Origin of the sequence: Bradyrhizobium tropiciagri, from assembly GCF_001189845.1 — a bacterium.
Taxonomy (GTDB): domain Bacteria; phylum Pseudomonadota; class Alphaproteobacteria; order Rhizobiales; family Xanthobacteraceae; genus Bradyrhizobium; species Bradyrhizobium tropiciagri.
Genome location: NZ_LFLZ01000050.1, coordinates 39,156 through 62,358, shown reverse-complemented (window position 1 = coordinate 62,358; position 23,203 = coordinate 39,156). Strand labels below are relative to the sequence as shown.

Below are 23,203 nucleotides of genomic sequence, written 5' to 3'. Positions count from 1 at the left end.
GGCAGGTCCTGACGCCGGTTTTACCGAGGTGGCCGTGCAGGACAACCCCGGTGAGGGCATATCGAACCAATTGTCGCAGTGCCGCAGCTGCGCTACGGCTGGGCCAGCATTTCAAGAAAACAGAGCAGGAAACGCCGCATGAGCGACTTCGACCCCACCCAGCATCGCATGGTCCCCGCGCAGCGCTGGTTCGAGGATTTCGTGCTCGGCGAGCGTTTCGTGATTCCGAGCCGGACCCAGACTTCGGCAGTATTCGCCGCGTTCCAGACCGCGAGCGGCGACACCCATCCGATCCATTACGACGTCGAATATTGCCGCACGCGCGGCATGCCTGACCTGCTCGCCCATGGCTTCCAGACCCTGGTGCACACCGCGCCCGGTGCCGGACTGTTTCCCTATGTCGTGGAGGAATCGCTGGTCGGCTTCCTGGAGCAGTCGAGCAAGTTCCTGAAACCGGTCTATGCCGGCGACACCATCTATCCGGCGCTGGAGGTGATCGAGCTGTCGCCGGGCAAGACCACCGGCGTCGTGACGCTGCGCTCCACCGTGCATAACCAGCGCCGCGAGCTGGTGCTGGAGGGGATGCAGAAATTCCTGGTCCGGAGGCGGCCTTCTTAGGCGCTTGGGCCGCAAAAAGGCCCGAAAATTAAGGCTTTTTGCCGAAGTCGCGACCCTTGCGGGTTGCCGCAGGGACCGGCCTGCCTTAGTTAGTACGGATCATGAAATTCCTCGATGAAGCCAAGGTCTATATTCGCTCGGGCGACGGCGGCAATGGCTGCGTCGCATTCCGGCGCGAGAAGTTCATCGAGTTCGGCGGGCCCTCCGGCGGCAATGGCGGCCGCGGCGGCGACGTCATCATCGAGTCCGTCGACGGACTGAACACGCTGATCGATTACCGCTACCAGCAGCACTTCAAGGCGCAGAAGGGCGGCAATGGCATGGGCAAGGACCGCCATGGCGCCAACGGCAAGTCCATTGTGCTGAAGGTACCTGTCGGCACCCAGGTGTTCGACGAGGACCGCGAGACCCTGCTGCACGACTTCACCGAGCTCGGCGAGACCTTCGTGCTGGCCAAGGGCGGCAATGGCGGCTTCGGCAATGCGCATTTCAAATCCTCCACCAATCGCGCGCCGCGCAACGCCAATCCCGGCGCACCGGGCGAGGAGCGCTGGATCTGGCTGCGGCTGAAGCTGATCGCCGATGCCGGCCTGGTCGGCCTGCCCAACGCCGGCAAATCGACCTTCCTCTCGGTGGTCAGCGCGGCACGGCCGAAGATCGCCGACTATCCCTTCACGACGCTGCATCCGCAGCTCGGCGTGGTGAATTTCGGCGGCCGAGAATTCGTGCTCGCCGACATCCCCGGCCTGATCGAAGGCGCGCATGAGGGCGCCGGCCTCGGCGATCGTTTTTTGGGCCATGTCGAGCGCTGCCGGGTGCTGCTGCACCTGATCGACGCGACCTGCGAGCATGCCGGCAAGGCCTACAAGACGGTGCGCACCGAGCTCGAGGCCTATGAAGGCCAGCTCGCCGACAAGATCGAGATCGTCGCGCTCAACAAGATCGACGCGGTCGCGCCCGACGAATTGAAGAAGCAGAAGGACCGCCTCAAGCGGGCGGCAAAGAAGACGCCGCTGCTGCTGTCAGGCGCGACCGGCGAATGCGTACCGGATGCGCTGCGCGCGCTGGTCGAGGTGATCGGCGAGGCGCCGGTGTCCAACAAGGCCAAGGGCCAGACGGAGCCGTGGGCGACGCCGGTGCCGCAGGGTTGAGCGGCATCGCGAATTCCCAAGCCACCTCACGTCCATGTCACACCGTGGCGCCCATTGCTTCCACGCTCCTGCCAGACCGAACCCATGAAACGCCCCGCGCTCAAGAACTTCCGCCGCATCGTCGTCAAGGTCGGCTCGTCGCTGCTGGTCGATTCGCAGGCCGGCGAGGTGCACGCATCGTGGCTCGCGGCGCTGGTCGAGGACATCGCGAAGCTCCACAAACGTGGCTGCGAGGTCATGGTGGTGTCGTCGGGCTCGATCGCACTCGGCCGCAGCCGCCTGAAGCTGCCGCGCGGCCCGCTAAAGCTCGAGGAAAGCCAGGCAGCGGCTGCGGTCGGCCAGATCGCGCTGGCGCGAATCTGGTCGGAGGTGCTTGGCCATCACGGCATCGGCGCCGGGCAGATCCTGGTGACGCTGCAGGATACCGAGGAGCGCCGCCGCTATCTCAACGCCCGCTCGACCATCGCAAAGCTGCTGGAATGGCGCGCGGTGCCTGTCATCAACGAGAACGACACGGTCGCCACGACAGAGATCCGCTACGGCGACAATGATCGCCTCGCCGCACGCGTCGCCACCATGGCAAGCGCGGACCTTCTGATCCTGCTGTCCGATATCGACGGCCTCTACACCGCGCCGCCGGCGGTCGATCCCGACGCCAAGCTGATTCCTGTCGTCGAAAGCATCACCTCGGAGATCGAGGGGATGGCGGGCTCCGCCGGGTCCGAGCTGTCGCGCGGCGGCATGACCACCAAGATCGAGGCCGCGAAGATCGCGACCACCGCCGGCACCCATATGCTGATCGCCTCCGGCAAGATCGAGCATCCCCTGCAGGCGATCGCCGACGGCGGCCGCTGCACCTGGTTCCTGACCCCGGCCAATCCCGTCACCGCGCGCAAGCGCTGGATCGCGGGCTCGCTCGAGCCGAAGGGCACGCTGACCATCGACGCCGGCGCCGTGGCCGCACTGCGCGCCGGCAAGAGCCTGCTGCCGGCCGGCGTGATCCGGGTCGACGGCCAGTTCGCCCGCGGCGATGCCGTGGTGGTGCGCGGCCCCGATACCCATGAGATCGGCCGTGGCCTCGTCGCCTACGACGCCGAGAACGCCGAGAAGATCAAGGGCCGCTCCTCGCCTGATGTGATGGCCATTCTCGGCATCAGCGGCCGGTCCGAGATGATCCATCGCGACGACCTCGTGATCGGGCCGGCCGGCGCGATCCCGGCCAAGTAAGCCATTGGGTAGGCCATTGGCCGAGCGGGCGGCCTGCCGCCCACCTGCCATGCCGGTTCCGCGCCTCGCCACCCCTCAATTGCCATGCTAGAACATGGCCTTAGGGCATGATCCAAGTGCATGCCCAAACCAAAGCTGGGACTTCCATGACCGCGCCCCTGAAGGCGATCGACGGCAACGCCGATCTCACCGCTCTGATGACCGACCTCGCCGCCAAGGCGCGTGCCGCCGCGCGCGTGTTGGCGCTGGCGCCGCCGGAGCAGAAGAACCGGGCGCTTGCCGCAATCGAACGCGCGATCCGCGCCAACGCGCCGGCGATTCTCGCCGCCAATGCCGAGGACGTTGCGGAAGCGCGCGCGGGCGGCATGACCTCTGCCTTCGTCGACCGCCTGACACTGACGCAGGCGCGCGTCGACGGCATGGCCGATGGCGTTGCGACCGTGCGCGAGATCGTCGATCCGGTCGGCGCCGTCACCGAGAGCTGGCAACGGCCGAACGGCATGACCATCGAGCGCGTGCGCGTGCCGCTCGGCGTCGTCGGCGTGATCTTCGAAAGCCGTCCCAACGTCGCCGCCGACGCCGGCGTGCTGTGCCTGAGTCCGGCAACGCCGTGATCCTGCGCGGCGGCTCCGACAGCTTCCGCTCCTGCCGCGCGATCCATCAATGCCTGGTGCAGGGCCTGCGTGAAGCCGGCCTGCCGGAAGCCGCCATCACGCTGGTCCCGACGCGCGATCGCGCAGCGGTCGGCCTGATGCTGACGGGATTGAACGGCGGCATCGACGTGATCGTGCCGCGCGGCGGCAAGAGCCTGGTCGGTCGCGTCGAGGCGGAGGCGCGCGTGCCGGTGTTCGCGCATCTCGAGGGCGTCAACCACATTTACGTCGATGCAAGTGCAAAGCTCGACATGGCCAAGTCGGTCGTATTGAACGCCAAGATGCGCCGTCCCGGCGTCTGCGGTGCCGTCGAGACCCTGCTGATCGATCGTGGCGCTGCCGCGACGAAGCTGAAACCGCTGATCGAGCTGTTGATCGAGGCCGGCTGCGAGGTGCGCGGCGACGACATCGTGCAAGGCGTCGATGCCAGGGTGAAGCCCGCGTCCGACGAGGACTGGACCACCGAATATGAGGACGCGATCATCTCGGCGAAGATCGTCGACAGTCTCGATGAAGCGATTGCGCATATTCAAAATCACGGCTCGCATCACACCGATGCGATCGTGACCGAGGATGCCGCTGCCGCGCAGCGATTCCTCAACGAGGTCGATTCGGCGATCGTGCTGCACAACGCCTCGACCCAGTTCGCCGACGGCGGCGAGTTCGGCTTCGGCGCCGAGATCGGCATTGCCACCGGCAAATTCCACGCCCGCGGCCCCGTTGGCGCCGAGCAGCTGACGAGCTTCAAGTACCGCGTCCACGGCACCGGGCAGACACGGCCGTGATCATTGTCGCACGCACACGGTAGATCCTTGCAGCAAGCTTCCACCGTGCCGTTATCCGCAGCCCAGGCGCTTCCGTTCTACACCAACGGCATGCGCATCGGGCTGCTGGGCGGCTCGTTCAATCCGCCGCACGCCGCGCATCGCGCCATCAGCCAATTCGCGCTGAAGCGCCTGCAGCTCGATCGCGTGTGGTGGCTGCTGACGCCGGGCAATCCGCTGAAGAACCATGACGGCCTGCATGCGCTCAACGAGCGCGCCGCCGCCGCGCGCCGCGTTGCCGACGATCCGCGCATCGACATCTCCTGTCTCGAAGCTGTCATCGGCACCCGCTACACTGTCGACACGATCATCCACTTGCGCCGCCGTGTCTCCGGCGTGCACTTCGTCTGGATCATGGGCGCTGACAATCTCGCGCAATTTCATCGCTGGAAAGATTGGCGGCGCATCGCGTCCGATGTGCCGATTGCCGTGATCGACCGACCGCCCCAAAGCTTCCGCGCCCTTGCCGCACCGGCGGCGCAGGCACTCACGCGCTATCGCATGCCCGAAAATCAGGCGACACGGCTGGCCGACCAGCGGGCGCCGGCCTGGGTCTTCCTGACAGGAATGAAATCCAATCTGTCTTCGACCGGACTACGGAACCCGGACGGGAGCTGGAGAACGGCGTGAAGCGCAAAAGGGTTACTGGAATATTGAAACCATTAACCCCACATGCGTAATATGGCGCGTGGGGCCGAGGATTCGGCACCCGCGATACAGTGAAAGGAATGGTCCCTGGCCACATCTGTATTGTCAAAGTCTGTTTTACCCAAGGTTCCAAAGACTGCGCGTAAAACATCGACGAAAACCGCGGCCTTGCAGGCGCAACCGGACGCCGACAAACCGGATGCCAACAAGACGCTGAGCCTGATCCTCTCCCGCCTCGAGGACATGAAGGCGGAAGAGACGGTCACCATCGACCTTCGGGGCAAATCCGCATATTCCGACTACATGATCGTCACCACCGGCCGGGTGAACCGGCACGTTGGCGCGATCGCGGAAAATGTGACGAAGAGCCTCAAGGAAAACGGGGTCAAGAACATCCACGTCGAGGGCTTGCCCAATTGCGACTGGGTGCTGATCGATTCCGGCGAGGTGATCGTGCACGTGTTCAGGCCTGAGGTGCGCGAGTTCTACAACCTCGAGCGGTTGTGGACTCAGAACCCGGCGGTCGCGGCGGTCTAAAGGGTATCGAAGCCGATGCGAATCGGCTGCAGCGCATATAGCTTGTGCGCGCGCCTTGAGGCGCGCCAGTCATGGACTTGACGCGTTTTCTACGGCAAACCGGATTCCACTTTGCCGGAAAACGCGTGTATGCGCCTCGTCGTGATCTGCATCGGCCGCCTGAAACAGGGCCCTGAACGGGAGCTCGCCGAGCGTTACCGCGAGCGCTTCGAGGATATCGGCCGCAAGCTCGGCTTTCGCGGCCTCGAGATTCATGAGATTGCGGAGAGCCGCGCGCGCGACACGGCCGCGCGCATCGCGGAAGAAGCCGCGGCGATCGCGGCGCTGCTGCCCGACAAGCACATGCTGGTCGCGCTCGACGAACGCGGCAAGAGCATCGACAGCGCAAGCTTCGCGCAGCAGCTCGGCCGCTGGCGCGACGAGGGGGCGGCACATGCGGCCTTCGTGATCGGCGGCGCGACGGACTTTCGCCTGAATTGCAGCGCAAGGCTTCGTTGCGTATTGCATTCGGCTCCGCGACCTGGCCGCACCAAATGGTCCGCGTCATGCTTCTGGAACAGATTTATCGGGCCGCGACCATTTTGGCCGGCCACCCCTACCATCGCGCGTGACGCGGTGAGGGACAGACAAAAGCGCTGAACAGCTCGGATGCAGCACAAGCGGGACAAGCATTCTGATTTCGAGACCGCGCGCCGCCACCGGCTGCCGGTGTCGCTGCCGTTGTCGATCGTGCTGTTCGCCGCTGCTCCGCTGGCCGCGCTGCATGCGCAAGCAACACCACCGGCACAGCAAGCCACGCCACCTGCACAGCAGGCCGCGACGGCGGAGACATCGCCCGACGCCATCAAGCAGCGCGAGCAGGAGCTCGAGGCCGCGCGCGAGCAGCAGCGCAAGGCGACCGAGTTGCAGGAGAAGCTGAAGGCCGACATCGCCGCGATGGGCCAGGACCGCAGCAAGCTCAATCAACAGCTGATCGACATTGCCGGCCAGGTGCGCGGCGTCGAAACAAGGATCGGCGAGGCCGAAGCACGGTTGCAGCCGCTCGACGGCCGCGAGCGCGAGATCCGCAGCTCGCTCGATTCACGCCGCTCCGAAGTGATCGAGGTGCTGGCCGCGCTGCAGCGCGCCGGACGGCGCACCCCGCCGGCGCTGCTGGTGCGGCCCGAGGACGCGCTGCAATCGCTGCGCACCGCGATGCTGCTCGGCGCCGTGGTGCCGGAGTTGCGCGTCCGCGCCGAGAAGCTTGCCGCCGATCTCGGCGAACTGGTCGCGCTGCGCAAGACCATCTCGACCGAGCGCGACGCACTGGCGGCCGACCGCGACAAGCTCAGGGAGGACCAGACCCGGCTTGCGGCGCTGGTCGACGAGCGGCAGCGGCAGCAGAGCGCGGCCGAGAAGGACATGGAGGCGGAGGGCGCCCGCGCCATTGCGCTGTCGAAGCAGGCCGACAATCTGCAGAGCCTGATCGCCAAGATGGAGCAGGACCTCAAGAGCGCGGCCAAGGCGGCCGCCACGGCCAGCCTCCAGGGGGCGCCGGCGACCGTTAACGGTAAACCCAATCTCGGGGCGCTCAAGGACCCGGCGCGCATGAGCCCGGCGGTCGCCTTCGCCTCGGCCAAAGGCCTGTTCGCCTATCCCGTGAATGGCACCAAGATTCGCGAATTTGGCGGTTCCGACGGCGCGGGGGGCGTACAAAAAGGCATTTCTTTGGCAGCCAAACCGGGCGCGCAGGTCACAACCCCGTGTGACGGCTGGGTTGTTTACGCGGGTCCTTTCCGCAGCTATGGACAACTCTTGATCCTCAATGCCGGGGGCGGGTATCATGTCCTGATCGCCGGGATGGAGCGTATTTCGGTAAACATCGGCCAGTTTGTACTTACGGGGGAGCCGGTTGCGACCATGGGGTCGACGTCCCAAGTTGCATCCATTCTCGCGACCAATGCGAGCCAGCCAGTGCTCTATGTCGAGTTCCGGAAAGACGGCACTCCAATCGATCCAGGTCCATGGTGGGCCACAAATGAAGGCGAAAAGGTTCGCGGATGATGCGCAAGACTTCGGTAATTCTCCTTAGCGCCGCCACCGGCGCGGCCCTGACGCTTTTCGTCACGCAGCCCCGCGCTGTGCTGATGGGATCGAGCGCGCGCGCCGCGACGTCGGACACCTACCGCCAGCTCAATCTGTTCGGCGACGTGTTCGAGCGTGTGCGCAGCGACTATGTCGAGAAGCCCGACGACTCCAAGCTGGTCGAATCCGCGATCTCGGGCATGCTGTCCGGCCTCGATCCGCATTCGAGCTACATGGACGCCAAGAGCTTCCGCGACATGCAGGTGCAGACCCGCGGCGAGTTCGGCGGCCTCGGCATCGAAGTCACGATGGAAGACGGGCTGATCAAGGTGGTCTCGCCGATCGACGACACCCCGGCCTCGAAGGCCGGCATCATGGCCAACGACATCATCACCAATCTCGATGACGAGGCCGTGCAGGGCCTGACGCTGAACCAGGCCGTCGAGAAGATGCGCGGTCCGGTCAACACCAAGATCAAGCTCAAGATCATCCGCAAGGGCCAGGACAATCCGATCGACGTGACGCTGGTGCGCGACAACATCCGCGTCCGCTCGGTGCGCGCGCGCGTCGAGGCCGACGACATCGCCTATATCCGAATCACCACCTTCAACGAGCAGACCACCGAAGGCCTGAAGAAGGAGGTCGCCAATCTGCAGGGCCAGATCGGCGACAAGCTGAAGGGCTACATCATCGACCTGCGCAACAATCCCGGCGGCCTGCTCGAGGAAGCGGTCACCGTGTCCGACTCCTTCCTGGAGCGTGGCGAGATCGTCTCGACCCGCGGCCGCAATGCCGAGGAAACCCAGCGCCGCGCCGCGCATCCCGGCGACCTGACCAAGGGCAAGCCGGTCATCGTGCTGATCAACGGCGGCTCGGCGTCGGCCTCCGAAATCGTCGCCGGCGCGCTGCAGGACCACAAGCGTGCGACGCTGGTCGGCACCCGCTCGTTCGGCAAGGGCTCGGTGCAGACCATCATCCCGCTCGGCTCGGGCAACGGCGCGCTGCGGTTGACCACCGCGCGCTACTACACGCCGTCGGGCAAGTCGATCCAGGCCAAGGGCATCGTGCCCGATATCGAGGTGCTGCAGGACGTGCCGGACGAGCTGAAGGCGCGCACCGACACCAAGGGCGAGGCTTCGCTGCGCGGCCATCTGAAGAACGATGGCGACGAGAAGACCGGTTCGCAGTCCTACGTCCCGCCGGACGCCAAGGACGACAAGGCGCTGAAGATGGCGGACGACCTGCTGCACGGCATCAAGTCGACCTCGAACGCCACGCCGGCACCGGCCGATGACAAGGCGCCCGGTGACAAGGCCGCCGCCGACAAGCCGGCCAACAAGTCCGCGAACTGATCCAATCCAATCGTCCAGGCGAAAGGGCGGCCCTCCGGCCGCCCTTTTTGCTGTTGCATTCTCCCATCGGTGCTTTGCCGGGGAGGCCGGCGCGCGGGAATGCACCGCATCGTGCTATCGTTTGCGCTGTTGATTCGGGGAGGGGCATGGCAGAAGCGGCCGACGAACTGAGCACGCCGCTTGGGCAGCAGACCGTGGGCAGGACGCGCCGTTTCCGCCTGCCATTCACGGCGATGCAGGCGCTCGCGGTGCTGCTGGGGCTCGTGCTGGTCGGTTTCGTTGGCGTTGCGCTGTTCAACGACAACCCGCTCGGCGGCGAGCCGATGGCCCGCATCACCCTCCGTAATCCCCCACCCGCATCCGCCGACGACAAGCACGCCCCGGCCGAACCGGCGGTCAAATCCGCCGCCAAGGCTCCGGCTGCGGCCGGCGACGCCAAGAGCGACGCCAGGACGGTCACCATCATCGACGGCTCCAGCGGCAAGCGCCAGGACGTCGTGATCGGCGCCGGCGACCTGGCGGCTGAGAAGGCTGACGGCGACCTGGCGGCTGAGAAGGCTGACGGCGACGCGCCGCCGCTCGCGATGAGCGGCATCGACCCGCGCCTGCTGGAAAAGTCGCGCTACGGCATGATCCCGGTGGTCGCCGACGGCCTGAAGCCGTTCACGGTCTATGCGGCCGAGGCCGACCGCGCCAAGGCGGCCCGGATGCCGGTGGTTGCCATCGTGGTCGCCGGCCTCGGCGTCGGCGCCGCCAAGACCACTGATGCCATCATGAAGCTGCCGCCGGCCGTGACACTGGCCTTCACGCCCTATGGCGCCGACCCCGGCAAGCTTGCGGAACGCGCCCGGGCGCAGCGCCACGAGATCCTGCTGCAGATCCCGATGGAGCCGTTCGACTATCCCGACAACGATCCGGGGCCGCAGACCCTGCTGACCACGCTGAGCAGCGAACAGAACCTCGACCGGCTCTATTGGCACCTCAGCCGCCTGCAGGGCTATGCCGGGATCGCCAATTTCATGGGTGCCCGCTTCGTCGCGACCGATCCCGTGATGCAACCCATCGTGCGCGAAGCGGCCAAGCGCGGCCTCAGCTATTTCGACGACGGTTCCACCCCGCGCAGCGTCGCGCAGAGCCTGTCCGCGGGCCAGTCGCTGCCGTTCGCCAGGGCCGATTTCGCCATCGACGCGGTGCCGACGTCGGCAGAAATCGACCGCGCGCTGGTCAAGCTGGAAACCATCGCCAAGGAACGCGGCACGGCCGTGGGCGTCGCCTCGGCGCTGCCGGTCTCGATCGAGCGGCTCGGCGCCTGGCTCAAGACACTGGATTCCAAGGGCATTATGCTTGTGCCATTGACAACGGCGATGCTGAAATCAAAATCGGGCTAAAGATCAATCTGTTGGTGCAGCATGACCTAGCCGGGGGGCCGGGTCTGATGGCATCAGGAAATGCGAGGTAGCGGCAGCATGGCACGTTATGAGGACCTGCCCTATCGAACCTGCGTCGGCATCATGCTGCTGAATACGGCCGGACTGGTCTTCATCGGACGCCGCGCGGGCGGCATCGAACATGTCGACGACGCGCATGTCTGGCAGATGCCGCAAGGCGGCGTCGATCCCGGCGAGGATACGTTTCAGGCCGCGCGGCGCGAGCTCTATGAAGAGACCAGCGTCAAGTCAGTGGAGAAGCTCGGCGAGGTCTCGGACTGGCTGATCTACGACATCCCGCGCACCGTCGCGGGCCGCGCCTGGAAGGGCCGCTATCGCGGCCAGCGGCAGAAGTGGTTCGCGTTGCGCTTCACCGGCGACGAGAATGAGATCAACGTCGCCAACCCCGGTGGCGGCCACAAGGCCGAGTTCATCACCTGGCGCTGGGAGCCGATGAAGAATTTGCCGGAGCTGATTGTGCCGTTCAAGCGCCCGGTCTATGAGCGCGTCGTGAAGGAATTCGCCGGTCTGGCGGCGAAGTGAACGGCCGGGCGACCGGCCAGATCAACGCGCGACGCAGCCATCGAGATGTCATCGGATAAGCCTTATCGCCCCAACGTGGGCATCGCGCTGTTCAACAGCTTTGGACGCGTGCTGATCGGCCACCGGATCAAGGACGATGGTCCGGAGATCGTGCTGCCCGGCCTCGAATGGCAGATGCCGCAAGGCGGCATCGATGACGGCGAGGATCCGCGCCAGGCCGTGATGCGCGAATTGTGGGAAGAGACCGGGGCGGTCAGCGCCGACTATCTCGGCGAGACCGACTGGATGACCTACGAATTCCCCGCCTATGACGGCCCGGCTTCGCATCGGCTCGCCAAATTCCGCGGTCAGCGGCAGAAATGGTTTGCGCTGCGCTTCACCGGACGGGACGAGGAGATCGATCCGCTGACGCCGCGCAACGGCCAGCCTGCGGAATTCGATCAATGGCGCTGGGAGCGCCTCGACCGCGTCGCCGATCTGGTGGTGCCGTTCCGCCGCGACGTCTATCGCGCGGTCGCGACCCGGTTCGCGGAATTCGCCGGCTGATCCTGCGACGGAACGCGCCGCGCATCGCCCGGCGTCATGCCGTAGGTCGCGCGGAACACGCGATAGAACGTCGCGATGCTGTCGAAGCCGCACGCGAACGCGATCTCGTCGATGCCGCGCTCCTGCATGCTGTAAAGCAGCCGCCTCGCCTCCTGCAACCTGGTCGCCGTCAGCGTTCGCGCGAACGACAGGCCGGTCGGCTCGAACAGCGCATGCAACTGCCGCAGTGAAACGCCGAGCTCGGTGGCGACCGCGGCCGGCGTCAGCGCGGCGCGATGCAGATCGCGCAGCAGGATCTCGCGCGCGGCATGGAGGTAGCCCGCATGCAGCGCGGCACGGATTTCATCCTGTCGCGGCCGCAAACGTCCGCGCGCGAGCAGCGCAAGGCGCGCCATATGCGTGACTTCGTCGGCGAACTGCCCGGCCTGCGCCGGATCGCGGGTCATGGCGCGGAACATGGCGCCGACCAGCCGGGTCAGGCGCGCATCACGCGCCAGCGCGACCGGCGGCGCATCCTCGATTCGCGCACCGAGCACCAGCTCGCTGGTGACCGGGATCTTGAGGCTGAAGAAATGAAAACCGTCGGTCCGTTCGGGTGTCGAGAAATACGGGCGATTGGAATGGCCGAATACCAGGTCTCCGTTGCGCACGAACTGGACACGATCGCGACCGATATTCAGGTGGCCGGGGCCGCGCACCTGCCAGGCGAGTTGCAGGCTGTTGCTCGGGACGCGCGTAATGTCCGATGAGGTACGGCTGACCCGATAGGACGATGCCGACATTTCCGCCAGCACGGCATCGCCCACGGGCGTCGCGGAAAAGTGCCCGCGGAAGTCAGGCCGCTTGTCGCGCTCGAGCTCGATCGTGACCCCGAACAGGCTCTTACCGCGCACGTCGCACCAGTGCTCGAAACGGTCCTGCGGACGGAGCGCGTCGGTGGAGAAGGTCAACACGGAATCTTGTCCATTACGTCCAAAGTGGAATCGCGATCCGATCGAGTCGGCTCGTCGTTGCGCCGCAGCTTGTCATTTGTGACCGATCTCAGCTGTAAGCTGCTTCACATTTTCCGGATCGGTTCACCACTTTGCAGGTTCTAGTTCGGGCCGACCGTGAACGGGCCGATCGCGATGACATGACAATCGCTGTCGCGCTTCGCGCAGTCGCCGAGCGCGGCGTCGACCGCGCCCAGCTCGTTCTCCGCCTTCAATCCAAGCCCCGGCCGTCCCTGCGTCCCGACCGCGACCGCATTCCAGCCTGCCGTCGCATCGGCAAGCCTGCGGACGACATCGGCCCGCTCGCCCGGAGCGATAACCGAGCTGTCGGCCGCCCTGAGGAAGCCGGTGACGCGCAACGTCGCCGGAATCGGCACCACGAAGACGTCGTCGACGACGACGATCGTGCAGGGCACGCCGGCGACCGCGCCGCAGGCTTGCAGATTGCGCCGCGCCGATTCCTCCAGCGAATCGATGCCCGCATTGAAGAAGTAGTGACCGCCAGGGCCGAGCGCGATGGTTCGCGTCTTGCGGCCCGGCACGAACAGGCTGTCGAGCCGGGCCCTGGCCGCGTCGCGCAGCAGCGGCACGTCCTTGGTGGCGTACGGCTTCTCGACCAGCACGTCACGCTTGACCCACGGCAAGGCCGGCACCGGAGGCTGGCCATGGGCGTACACGATCGTGTTGCCCACGGCGTACAGTTCGCATTTGCGCGGCGAGCCCGCATTGTCGGCGCGCTTCTGGCACAGATCGAGTGCCGCGGTCTTGGCCGCATCCTCATTCGGTTGCGCCACGCTCCAGCCGACGAAGCCGTTGATATTGAGAGCGACCGCCTTGGAATCGCCTGCGGGCAAATACTCGGTCGCGAGCATGTTGCGGGTGCGGTCGCTGACGAACGGAACGATGTCGGCCGCGAGTTTATCGCCGAGTTTATCACCTGGCGCAGTCGAAGCCGTCGCCGTCAATGCCGGCGCGGGCTTCGATGGGGCAGATGGCGCCGGCGATGCTGGCGACGACGGCGCAACCAACGGAGCCGGTGAGGCCGATACCAGGGGCGTGGACGCCGGCGTAGAACTCGCCACGGAAGCGGGCTTCGCCGCCGAGGTTTCCAGCTTGGTGTAGGCGAGGAAGCCGCCGACGCCGATCGCGGCCAGCAGCACCACGGTGATGGCAGCGGGCCACATCCAGGCTGGCGCAGCTGAAGGCGCGGCCTTGACCGGCTTCTTCACCTGCGGCGTTGCGTAAGTGCCGTCCTCACGCCGCATCGCCACCATGTAGGCGTGCACCGGGGTCGGGATGTTCTTCACTTCCTGCGCACCGATGTCGGCGAACTGCACCGACAGCTTGTTGGCGACCTGCTCGTGCACGGCGCGCGAGACGCAGATGCCGCCGACCTCGGCGAGGCCCTCGAGCCGGGCCGCGATGTTGACGCCGTCACCGAGCAGATCGCCGTCGCGCTCGACCACATCGCCGATGGTGATGCCGATCCGGAACGACATCTGCCGGCTCGGCGGATAGGCCATGTTGCGCGTGCGCAGGCTTTCCTGGATGTCGATCGCGCAACGCACGGCCTCGACGGCGCTGGGAAATTCGGCGAGCACCGCGTCGCCTGCGGTGTTGAAGATGCGGCCACCGCATTTTGCAATGAAGTCGTCGGTGACCTGACGATAGGAGGCAAGCCGCCGCAGCGTCTCTTCCTCATCCTCGGCAACCAATCGACTATAGCCTGCAATATCGGCCGCAAAGATCGCCGCGATCTTGCGCTTCATGAGCACCAGCCCCGGAATCCAAATATGCCGGGGAGAATGCCGCCGGACGTTCGCGGGTGCAACAAGCATTCAACGCCCGCCGGGGTGCGGCGAGCGCTGAGTCACTCAAATCTTGGCAGACGATGACCGGAAAACTGTGAGCGATTTTACAAAGGGGGCCGGCTCACTCGACACATCGGCGCGATCGCTGGTCGGCAATCGCGCCCTAGTGCATAGCCGTGGTGTTGAGCTCGTTCTGGATGCTCTTGAAGTGGTCGAGCCGCTCGATCGCGTGATCGAGTTCGGAGCCCTCCTTCTCGGCGAGCTTCTCTTCCATCTCCTTGATGGTCTCCGCGAACTTCACGCGGTCGAGTTCGGCAATCGTGGTCGCGACGTCGGCGAGCACGGTGAGGCCCTTGTCCGACATCTCGGCAAGGCCACCGAGCACGATCACCTTGTCGCGCTTGCCGGCGGCCGTGATCGTCAGGATGCCCGGACGAACAGTGGCGACGACGGGAGCGTGGCCGGCGAGCACGCCGAAATCACCCTCCACGCCGGGAACGTCGACCTGATCAACCTCGCCGGAGAAGGCGAGCTTTTCGGGAGAGACGAGATCGAAGTGGAAGGTGGCCATGGTCTTTCCGTTCTTTGCGCTGTCACCCGCGGGCTTGACCCGCGGGTCCATCAGTCAAGACAGTTTTCGTTCGATGGATCGCCGGATCAAGTCCGGCGATGACGACATCATGAAGCTCAGGCCGCCTCGGCGGCGAGCTTCTTGCCCTTCTCGACGGCTTCTTCGATGGTGCCGACCATGTAGAACGCCGCTTCCGGCAGATGGTCGTACTTGCCCTGGCAGAGATCGCGGAAGCCCTTGATGGTGTCGGCGAGGTCGACGAACTTGCCCGGCGAGCCGGTGAACACTTCAGCGACGTGGAACGGCTGCGACAGGAAGCGCTCGACCTTGCGGGCGCGGGCGACCGTCAGCTTGTCCTCTTCCGACAGTTCGTCCATGCCGAGAATGGCGATGATGTCCTGCAGCGACTTGTAACGCTGGAGGATCTGCTGGACGAGACGCGCGGTGTTGTAGTGCTCTTCACCGACGACCAGCGCCGACAGCATGCGCGAGGTCGAGTCGAGCGGGTCCACCGCGGGATAGATGCCCTTTTCCGAGATCGCGCGCGACAGCACCGTGGTGGCGTCCAAATGCGCGAACGAGGTGGCGGGCGCCGGGTCGGTCAAGTCGTCGGCCGGCACGTAGATCGCCTGCACCGAGGTGATCGAGCCCTTCTGGGTGGTGGTGATGCGCTCCTGCAGCGCGCCCATGTCGGTCGCGAGCGTCGGCTGATAACCCACCGCCGAAGGAATACGGCCGAGCAGCGCCGACACTTCCGAACCCGCCTGGGTGAAGCGGAAGATGTTGTCGACGAAGAACAGCACGTCCTGGCCCTGGTCGCGGAAGTGCTCGGCGACCGTCAGACCGGTCAGACCGACGCGGGCGCGGGCGCCCGGCGGCTCGTTCATCTGGCCGAACACCAGTGCGCACTTCGACTTCACGCTCGGATCCGGATTGTGCGGATCGGCGTTGACCTTGGATTCGATGAACTCGTGATAGAGGTCGTTGCCTTCGCGGGTGCGCTCGCCGACGCCGGCGAACACGGAGTAACCACCGTGCGCCTTCGCGACGTTGTTGATCAGCTCTTGAATCAGCACGGTCTTGCCGACGCCAGCGCCGCCGAACAGGCCGATCTTGCCGCCCTTCGCGTACGGAGCAAGAAGATCGACGACCTTGATGCCGGTGACGAGAATTTCCGCTTCCGTGGACTGGTCGGTGTAGGTCGGCGCTTCCTGGTGGATGGCGCGCACGCCGTCGGCCTTGATCGGGCCGGCTTCGTCGATCGGCTCGCCGATGACGTTGATGATGCGGCCGAGCGTACCCTCGCCGACCGGCACCCGGATCGGTTCGCCGGTGTCGGTCACTTCCTGGCCGCGGACCAGACCTTCAGTGATATCCATCGCGATGGTGCGGACGGTCGATTCACCGAGATGCTGCGCGACTTCGAGCACCAGGCGGTTACCGCCGTTCTTGGTCTCGAGCGCGTTCAGAATCGCCGGAAGGTGGCCTTCGAACTGCACGTCGACCACGGCGCCCGTGACCTGGGTAACGCGACCGATCGGATTGGCTGCTGTAGCCATGGACTGTTCTCCTTCGAAAATTCTGCCTTAGACCGCCTCAGCGCCGGAGATGATCTCGATCAGCTCCTTCGTGATCTGGGCCTGACGGGTTCGGTTGTAAATCAGGGTTTGCTTGCGAATCATCTCGCCGGCATTGCGCGTCGCGCTGTCCATCGCGCTCATCTGCGCGCCGTAGAACGAGGCGTTGTTCTCGAGCAGCGCGCGGAAGATCTGCACCGCGAGGTTGCGCGGCAGCAGGCTGCCGAGGATCTGGTCCTCTTCAGGCTCGTATTCGTACGAGGTTGCGGGAGCCGCATTGGCCGCAGGCGCAGCCACCTCAAGCGGGATGATCTGCTGCGCGGTCGGGATCTGCGCGATCACCGACTGGAAGCGCGAATAGAACAGCGTGCAGACATCGAACTCGCCGGCCTCGAACCGCGCCAGCACCTTGCTCGCGATGTCCTCGGCATTGACGAAGCCGATCTGCCGCATCGAACGCAGGTCGAGATGCTCGACGATCCGCTTCTCGAACGTCCGCCGCAGCTGCTCATAGCCCTTGCGGCCGACGCAGAAGAACTTCACTTCCTTGCCCTGCGCGAGCAGCGCGTTCGCCCGCTCGCGCGCCAGACGCACGATGGCCGAGTTGAACGCGCCGGACAGGCCGCGCTCGCCGGTGCAGACCAGCAGCAGGTGGACCTGGTCGTTGCCGGTGCCGGCGAGCAGCGCCGGCGCGCCGGGCGTGCCATTGGCCGCGGCTGCGATGTTGGAAATCACCGCATCCATCTTGGTGGCATAGGGCCGCGCCGCCTCGGCGGCGTTCTGCGCGCGGCGCAGCTTCGAGGCTGCGACCATCTGCATGGCCTTGGTGATCTTCTGCGTCGCCTTGGTCGAGGCGATGCGGACCCGCATGTCTTTTAGTGACGCCATTCTTCGTTCACCCCGGCGATCCGACCACAATGGTCAGACCGCAAGCCTCCGTTCGTCACGCCCGGCGGCGAGCCGGGCGACGCCCCATTCGTTATGCAAACGTCTTGGCGAAGCTATCGACCGCCGACTTCAGCTTGGCGGCACTGTCGTCAGACAGGTCGCGGCTGTCGCGGATCGCGTTGAGGATGTCGACGTGCTTGCCGCGCAGCAACGACAACAGACCATCCTCAAACGCCTTCACCTTGTTGAGCGGCAGCGGGTCGAGATAGCCGTTGGTGCCGGCCCAGATCACGCAGACCTGCTCTTCCATCTTCAGCGGCGAGAACTGCGGCTGTTTCAAAAGTTCGGTCAGGCGCGAGCCGCGGTTGAGCAGGCGCTGGGTCGAGGCGTCGAGGTCGGAGCCGAACTGCGCGAACGCCGCCATTTCGCGGTATTGCGCGAGCTCGCCCTTGATCTTGCCGGCGACCTTCTTGGTGGCCTTGGTCTGCGCCGACGAACCGACGCGCGACACCGACAGACCGACGTTCACCGCGGGGCGGATGCCCTGGAAGAACAGGTCGGTTTCCAGGAAGATCTGACCGTCGGTGATCGAAATCACGTTGGTCGGGATGTAGGCCGACACGTCGTTGGCCTGGGTTTCGATAACCGGCAGCGCCGTCAGCGAGCCCAAACCATGGTCCTTGCCGAGCTTGGCGGCGCGCTCGAGCAGGCGGGAGTGCAGATAGAACACGTCGCCCGGATAGGCCTCGCGGCCCGGCGGGCGGCGCAGCAGCAGCGACATCTGGCGGTAGGCGACGGCCTGCTTGGACAAGTCGTCATAGATGATCACGGCGTGCATGCCGTTGTCGCGGAAGTACTCGCCCATGGTGCAGGCGGTGAACGGCGCGATGTACTGCATCGGCGCCGGATCGGACGCGGTCGCCGCGACGATGACCGAGTATTCCAGCGCGCCCTGCTCCTCGAGCACCTTGACGAACTGCGCGACGGTGGAGCGCTTCTGGCCGATCGCGACGTAGACGCAATACAGCTTGAGGTTCTCGTCCGGCTGGGCGTTGAGCGGCTTCTGGTTCAGGATGGTGTCGAGCGCGATCGCGGTCTTGCCGGTCTGACGGTCGCCGATGATCAACTCGCGCTGGCCGCGGCCGATCGGGATCAGCGCGTCGATTGCCTTGAGGCCGGTGGCCATCGGCTCGTTCACCGACTTGCGCGGAATGATGCCGGGCGCCTTGACGTCGACGCGCTTGCGTTCGGTGGCCTGGATCGGGCCCTTGCCGTCGATCGGGTTGCCGAGCGCGTCGAGACGCGGCCAAGCAGGCCCTTGCCGACCGGCGCGTCCACGATGGCGCGGGTGCGCTTGACGGTCTGACCTTCCTTGATCTCGCGGTCGGCGCCGAAGATCACGATACCGACGTTGTCGGTTTCGAGGTTCAGCGCCATGCCGCGCGTGCCGTTCTCGAACTCGACCATTTCACCGGCCTGAACGTTGTCGAGACCGTAGACGCGGGCGATACCGTCGCCGACCGACAGCACCTGGCCAACTTCGGTGACCTCGGCTTCCTGGCCGAAATTCTTGATCTGGTCCTTGAGGATCGCAGAAATTTCTGCGGCGCGGATGTCCATCAGCCTGCCTCTTTCATCGCGTTCTTGATCGAATTGAGTTTGGTGCGAAGCGAACTATCCACCATGCGGCTGCCGAGCTTGACCACCAGGCCACCAATAATGGAGGGATCGACCTTCACGTTGAGCGCGACGTCCTTGCCCGTCACTGACTTCAGTGCGGTCTTCAGGGCGTCGAGATTCTTGTCACTGAGCTGCTCGGCGACGGTGACTTCCGCAGTCGCCTCGCCCTTGAACTTCGCCACCAGCGCGCGATAGGCGCGGATCACATCGGCGACGGCAAACAGCCGGCGATTGGCGGTGAGCACCTTGAGGAATTTTGCCGACGTGCCGGCGATGCCGGCCTTGTCGAGCACCGCGGTCAGCGCCTTCAGCTGGGCATCGGCGGCAAACACCGGGCTACGAACGAGGCGCTTGAGATCGGCGCTGTCGTTGAGCATGGCTTCGAATTTTTCGAGGTCGGCCCTGACTTGATCGACGGATTGCTCGTCGCGCGCCAACTCGAACAGGGCCGTTGCATAACGACCGGAAACTCCCGAAACGGACGGATCTTCAGCAGCCACAAGCTCGCTCTTTTTTGCTGTCAAATTCGCAAGGGAAAAACCGTCGCCACCAAAGCAGCGCCTAGCGATCCAAGCCCTTGGAATTCAAGCGGGACTTCGATTTTCGACCGGCACAGGACATGCCGGGACCGTTAAAATCGCGGCTTTGCTAACATAGCAATCGCGCAGGTGCAACATGACGGCATCGTGAGAGCCGCCTTGTCGCATGCGGTTTTTCGCGACCGCGGCCGGCGGTCGAATCGGAGAAATTCGGCGCGCGGAAATCCGGCGCAACCGGCTCCGATTCGCGTCCCTCGATTTTGTTCCATCGAAATTTGCATGGACCTATGGGCTCGGGCGCAAGGAACCCTGAGCGGACCGCCATTTCATTTCACGATTACTTACCGAAAACTTACAGCCGGACAGATAATCAGTATTCGTAAGTATTTATATCGTTAAAAATTCGTTAACGGCCAAGGTTACGGAACCTCGATTGAATACCCCAAGGCGGTAACAAGATATTTCAGCCCGAGACAATTGGGATTTACTGCCTAATTCGTGCCTCATTGCGAAACCAAACGGCCTTGGTCAACGAAGGGACGGGGGTTCCACTTGCCGTGTTAGCGGCAATACTGTCTGAGGGTCTTATCAATGCTGAATATCAAGAAGGCGGCGGGCAACGTAACCCGCTCGCGTACGGCGCTTGCGTTTGTAGCCGCAACTATCCTGGTCGGGGGCAGCGTGACCGAGGCGTCCGCGAAGTCCAGGCACCATCATCACCGCCACCATCATCACCAGGCCCGCGCCGAAGGTTCGTCCTGGCGCGACGCCAATGCATCGATCCAGCCGTCCGGCGGCCACTCGTTCTCGGGGATGGCCTCGTTCTACGGCAATGAGTCGGGCAGCCGCACCGCTTCCGGCCAGCGCTTCAACCAGAACGCCATGACCGCGGCCCACCGCTCGCTGCCGTTCGGCACCAAGATCCGCGTCACCCATGGCGGCCGCAGCGTCGTCGTCACCATCAACGATCGTGGCCCGTTCGTCCGCGGCCGCGTGCTCGACCTCTCGACCGGCGCAGCCGCGCCATCGGCCTGACCGGCGCCGGCGTCGGCCGCGTCACCGCCGAGGTCGTGTCCTAAGCGTTCAGTAAGCGTTGCGTTGCGTAACGGCCGCGAGGCCTGCTTCGCGCCAAAAGGGCCTGCCGTCGCAAATGACGGCAGGCTTTTTCTTTGCAGGCACTCCTACAGGAAGCTCTGCGGATCGACGTCGACCTCGAGCTTCAGATTGCCCTTGGTCTTCGGGCCCGCCTCCAGCCATTCGCGCAGATATTGCGACAGGTCGACATTGCGCAGCGACTTCACCAGCAGGCGAAACCGGTAGCGGCCCTTGATGACGGCGAGAGGCGCCTCCGCAGGACCGAGCACCTGGATCCGTTCATCGAGCGGCGCCACCGCGGCGAGCTTGCGGGCAAATCCTTCCGCGGTCGGGCGATCGCCGGCCGAGACGATCAGGCTCGCCAGCCGGCCGAACGGCGGATAGCCGGTGCGCTCGCGGATCTCGATCTCACTGGCGTAGAACGCCTCGCGGTCGTTGGCGATCAGGGCCTTGATGACCGGATGTTCCGGCTGATGGGTTTGCAGATAGCCGACGCCGCGGCCCTGCTCGCGGCCGGCGCGGCCGACCACCTGGTTCAACAGCTGGAACGTCCGCTCGGCGGCGCGCGGATCGCCGTTGCTGAGGCCGAGATCGGCGTCGATGACCCCGACCAGATTGAGCCGCGGGAAATTGTGCCCCTTCGCCACCAGCTGGGTGCCGATGATGATGTCGACGCGGCCCTCGGCGATCTCGTTGAGCTCGCTGCGCATGGTCTCGATCGAGGTGATGAGATCGCTCGACAGCACCATGGTGCGGGATTCGGGGAAGATGCTGGCGGCCTCCTCCTGCAGGCGCTCAACGCCGGGGCCGACGGCGACCAGCGATTCCTCGGCCGCGCAATGCGGGCAGATGTTCGGGCGCGGCATCGAGAAACCGCAGTGATGACAGACCAGCCGCTGCCGGAACCGATGATCGACCAGCCAGGCGTCGCAGATCGTGCAGGCAAAGCGGTGGCCGCAGGCACGGCAGAGCGTCAGCGGCGCATAGCCGCGGCGGTTGAGGAACAGCAGCGCCTGCTCGCGGCGCTCGATTGCGTGGCGAATTTGCTCGGCCAGCACAGGCGAAATGAACCGCCCGCGCGGCGGCGGCGCGCGGCGCATGTCGATCGCCTCGATATGCGGCATGTGCTGGCCGCCGAACCGCGACGGCAGCGCGACGCGCTGGTAGCGCCCCTTGCGCGCATTGACCTCGCTCTCGACCGACGGCGTGGCCGACGCCAGCACGATCGGGATCTTGGCGATATGGGCGCGGACCACCGCCATGTCGCGCGCGTGGTAATGCGCGCCGTCGTCCTGCTTGTAGGCCTGGTCGTGCTCCTCATCGACGATGATCAGCCCGAGATCGGCATAGGGCAGGAACAGCGCCGAACGGGCGCCGACCACGACCGGCGCCTTGCCCTCTGAGATCGCCGCCCAGTTGCGCGCCCGCGTGCGCGGCGTCAGCTCCGAATGCCATTCCAGCGGCCGCACGCCGAAGCGCGGCGCGAAGCGGTCGAGGAACTGGCCGGTCAGCGCGATTTCCGGCATCAGGATCAGCGTCTGCTTGCCACGACGGATATTCTCGGCGATCGCCTCGAAATAGACCTCGGTCTTGCCGGAACCGGTGACGCCGTCGAGCAGCGCGACGTGAAAGCTGCCGCTCGCCGCCAGCGTCCGCATCACGTCGACCGCGCTGCGCTGCTCGCGCGAGAAATCCGGCTGCGCATAAGAGGGATCCGGAACGGGCGGCGCGGCCGGCGGCGGCATCGCCTCGACCGTCAACGTGCCTTCGTCGACCAGGCCGTCGATTACGCCCGAGCTGACGCCGGCCTCCCGTGCCGCCTCCGACTTACTGTGCAGCAAGCGGTCCGACAGCACCTCGATCACCCGCCGGCGCGCCGGCGTCAGGCGCCGCGGCGGCTCGCCGACGAGGCGGACGCCGAGCCGTGTGCGCTCCGGCCCGAGGTTCTCGCCCATCCGTAGCGTCATCCGCAGCACCATGCCGCGCGCCGACAACGTGTAGGTGGAGACCCAGTCGACCAGCTGGCGCAGCTCCGCCCGGAGCGGCGGAACATCGAGCTTCTCGCTGACGTCCTTGAGCCGGTTGTGCAGCCGCGGATCCGGCCTGGCATTCTCGGCCCACACCACCGCGACGACCTCGCGCGGCCCGAGCGGAACAGAGATCACATCGCCCGGCACAAGCTCCATGCCGCGCGGGACGCGGTAGGAATAAGTCTGGTTCAGCGCGACAGGCACCAGCACGTCGACGACACGTGTCGTCGATGCGGAGGCTGGGCTGGGGCGCGTGGTGTGATCCATCAAATCAGGGCTTTTGAATCCGAACTTTGCACCGGGCTAGAGATTTGGTTCTGAATGAATCAGAACCAAATCTCCAGCTTCTTGTTTTGACGCGTTTTCTTCACGCGAGCCGGCCTCCACTTCGCTCGAAAACGCTCTGTCACCGCTGCGCGGTCTTAGCGAT

17 protein-coding genes and 4 pseudogenes are annotated in these 23,203 nt (G+C 65.3%); 13 read left to right on the top strand and 8 right to left on the bottom strand.

The window, feature by feature from the left end; all coding sequences use genetic code 11:
• The first annotated feature begins 138 nt into the window (after positions 1 to 138).
• From AKN84_RS30925 to AKN84_RS30870, 12 genes and pseudogenes are all read left to right on the top strand, one after another.
• Positions 139 to 618, top strand: coding sequence for a MaoC family dehydratase (locus AKN84_RS30925; protein WP_050424269.1), 480 nt, complete (start codon positions 139 to 141; stop codon positions 616 to 618).
• A 101-nt stretch (positions 619 to 719) separates the two neighbouring features.
• Positions 720 to 1,769 carry a GTPase ObgE gene (gene obgE / locus AKN84_RS30920; RefSeq protein ID WP_050424268.1) on the top strand — a complete coding sequence of 350 codons (1,050 nt, stop codon included), beginning with the start codon at positions 720 to 722 and terminating at the stop codon, positions 1,767 to 1,769.
• 84 nt (positions 1,770 to 1,853) lie between these two features.
• Positions 1,854 to 2,996, top strand: a complete 1,143-nt coding sequence (gene proB, locus AKN84_RS30915; RefSeq protein WP_050424267.1) for a glutamate 5-kinase — start codon at positions 1,854 to 1,856, stop codon at positions 2,994 to 2,996.
• A gap of 146 nt (positions 2,997 to 3,142) precedes the next feature.
• Positions 3,143 to 4,434, top strand: a pseudogene (locus tag AKN84_RS30910) (glutamate-5-semialdehyde dehydrogenase).
• 45 nt (positions 4,435 to 4,479) lie between these two features.
• Entirely contained in the window at positions 4,480 to 5,103 is a 624-nt protein-coding gene (locus AKN84_RS30905; protein ID WP_050424280.1) for a nicotinate-nucleotide adenylyltransferase, read from the top strand.
• Between the two features lie 186 nt (positions 5,104 to 5,289).
• Entirely contained in the window at positions 5,290 to 5,658 is a 369-nt protein-coding gene (gene rsfS / locus AKN84_RS30900) for a ribosome silencing factor (RefSeq protein ID WP_016847840.1), read from the top strand.
• A 129-nt stretch (positions 5,659 to 5,787) separates the two neighbouring features.
• Positions 5,788 to 6,269 (top strand): annotated as a pseudogene (rlmH, locus tag AKN84_RS30895) (23S rRNA (pseudouridine(1915)-N(3))-methyltransferase RlmH).
• A gap of 37 nt (positions 6,270 to 6,306) precedes the next feature.
• Positions 6,307 to 7,701 carry a murein hydrolase activator EnvC family protein gene (locus tag AKN84_RS30890; protein ID WP_050424266.1) on the top strand — a complete coding sequence of 465 codons (1,395 nt, stop codon included), beginning with the start codon at positions 6,307 to 6,309 and terminating at the stop codon, positions 7,699 to 7,701.
• On the top strand, positions 7,698 to 9,074 hold the full coding sequence (locus tag AKN84_RS30885; RefSeq protein WP_050424265.1) for a S41 family peptidase: 1,377 nt from the start codon (positions 7,698 to 7,700) through the stop codon (positions 9,072 to 9,074). Before AKN84_RS30890 ends, AKN84_RS30885 begins: the two co-directional genes overlap by 4 nt.
• 146 nt (positions 9,075 to 9,220) lie before the next feature.
• Complete coding sequence (locus AKN84_RS30880) at positions 9,221 to 10,462, top strand: divergent polysaccharide deacetylase family protein (protein ID WP_050424264.1); 1,242 nt, start codon at positions 9,221 to 9,223, stop codon at positions 10,460 to 10,462.
• Positions 10,463 to 10,540: 78 nt separating this feature from the next.
• Positions 10,541 to 11,044, top strand: a complete 504-nt coding sequence (locus AKN84_RS30875; protein ID WP_050424263.1) for an RNA pyrophosphohydrolase — start codon at positions 10,541 to 10,543, stop codon at positions 11,042 to 11,044.
• A gap of 45 nt (positions 11,045 to 11,089) precedes the next feature.
• On the top strand, positions 11,090 to 11,590 hold the full coding sequence (locus AKN84_RS30870; RefSeq protein WP_050424262.1) for an RNA pyrophosphohydrolase: 501 nt from the start codon (positions 11,090 to 11,092) through the stop codon (positions 11,588 to 11,590).
• Here AKN84_RS30870 and AKN84_RS30865 read toward each other — a convergent pair.
• The 7 genes and pseudogenes from AKN84_RS30865 to AKN84_RS30835 all read right to left on the bottom strand — a co-directional run bounded on the left by AKN84_RS30865 (position 11,548) and on the right by AKN84_RS30835 (position 19,609).
• Positions 11,548 to 12,543, bottom strand: coding sequence for a helix-turn-helix transcriptional regulator (locus AKN84_RS30865; protein WP_050424261.1), 996 nt, complete (start codon positions 12,541 to 12,543; stop codon positions 11,548 to 11,550). The genes AKN84_RS30870 and AKN84_RS30865 overlap by 43 nt on opposite strands.
• Positions 12,544 to 12,683: 140 nt before the next feature.
• Positions 12,684 to 14,351 carry an adenylate/guanylate cyclase domain-containing protein gene (locus tag AKN84_RS30860; protein ID WP_050424260.1) on the bottom strand — a complete coding sequence of 556 codons (1,668 nt, stop codon included), beginning with the start codon at positions 14,349 to 14,351 and terminating at the stop codon, positions 12,684 to 12,686.
• Positions 14,352 to 14,556: 205 nt separating this feature from the next.
• Entirely contained in the window at positions 14,557 to 14,964 is a 408-nt protein-coding gene (locus AKN84_RS30855) for a F0F1 ATP synthase subunit epsilon (RefSeq protein WP_050424279.1), read from the bottom strand.
• A gap of 116 nt (positions 14,965 to 15,080) precedes the next feature.
• Complete coding sequence (atpD, locus tag AKN84_RS30850; RefSeq protein ID WP_050424259.1) at positions 15,081 to 16,523, bottom strand: F0F1 ATP synthase subunit beta; 1,443 nt, start codon at positions 16,521 to 16,523, stop codon at positions 15,081 to 15,083.
• A 27-nt stretch (positions 16,524 to 16,550) separates the two neighbouring features.
• Positions 16,551 to 17,429, bottom strand: coding sequence for a F0F1 ATP synthase subunit gamma (locus AKN84_RS30845; protein ID WP_050424258.1), 879 nt, complete (start codon positions 17,427 to 17,429; stop codon positions 16,551 to 16,553).
• A gap of 91 nt (positions 17,430 to 17,520) precedes the next feature.
• A pseudogene (gene atpA / locus AKN84_RS30840) lies at positions 17,521 to 19,049 on the bottom strand (F0F1 ATP synthase subunit alpha).
• On the bottom strand, positions 19,049 to 19,609 hold the full coding sequence (locus tag AKN84_RS30835; RefSeq protein WP_050424257.1) for a F0F1 ATP synthase subunit delta: 561 nt from the start codon (positions 19,607 to 19,609) through the stop codon (positions 19,049 to 19,051). Before AKN84_RS30835 ends, atpA begins: the two are co-directional and overlap by 1 nt.
• Positions 19,610 to 20,239: 630 nt before the next feature.
• On the opposite strand from AKN84_RS30835, the pseudogene AKN84_RS30830 reads away from it, so the two are divergent.
• Positions 20,240 to 20,727 (top strand): annotated as a pseudogene (locus AKN84_RS30830) (septal ring lytic transglycosylase RlpA family protein).
• 102 nt (positions 20,728 to 20,829) lie between these two features.
• Here AKN84_RS30830 and AKN84_RS30825 read toward each other — a convergent pair.
• A complete protein-coding gene (locus AKN84_RS30825; protein WP_050424256.1) occupies positions 20,830 to 23,040 on the bottom strand; it encodes a primosomal protein N' in 2,211 nt (736 codons plus the stop codon).
• Between the last annotated feature and the right edge of the window lie 163 nt (positions 23,041 to 23,203).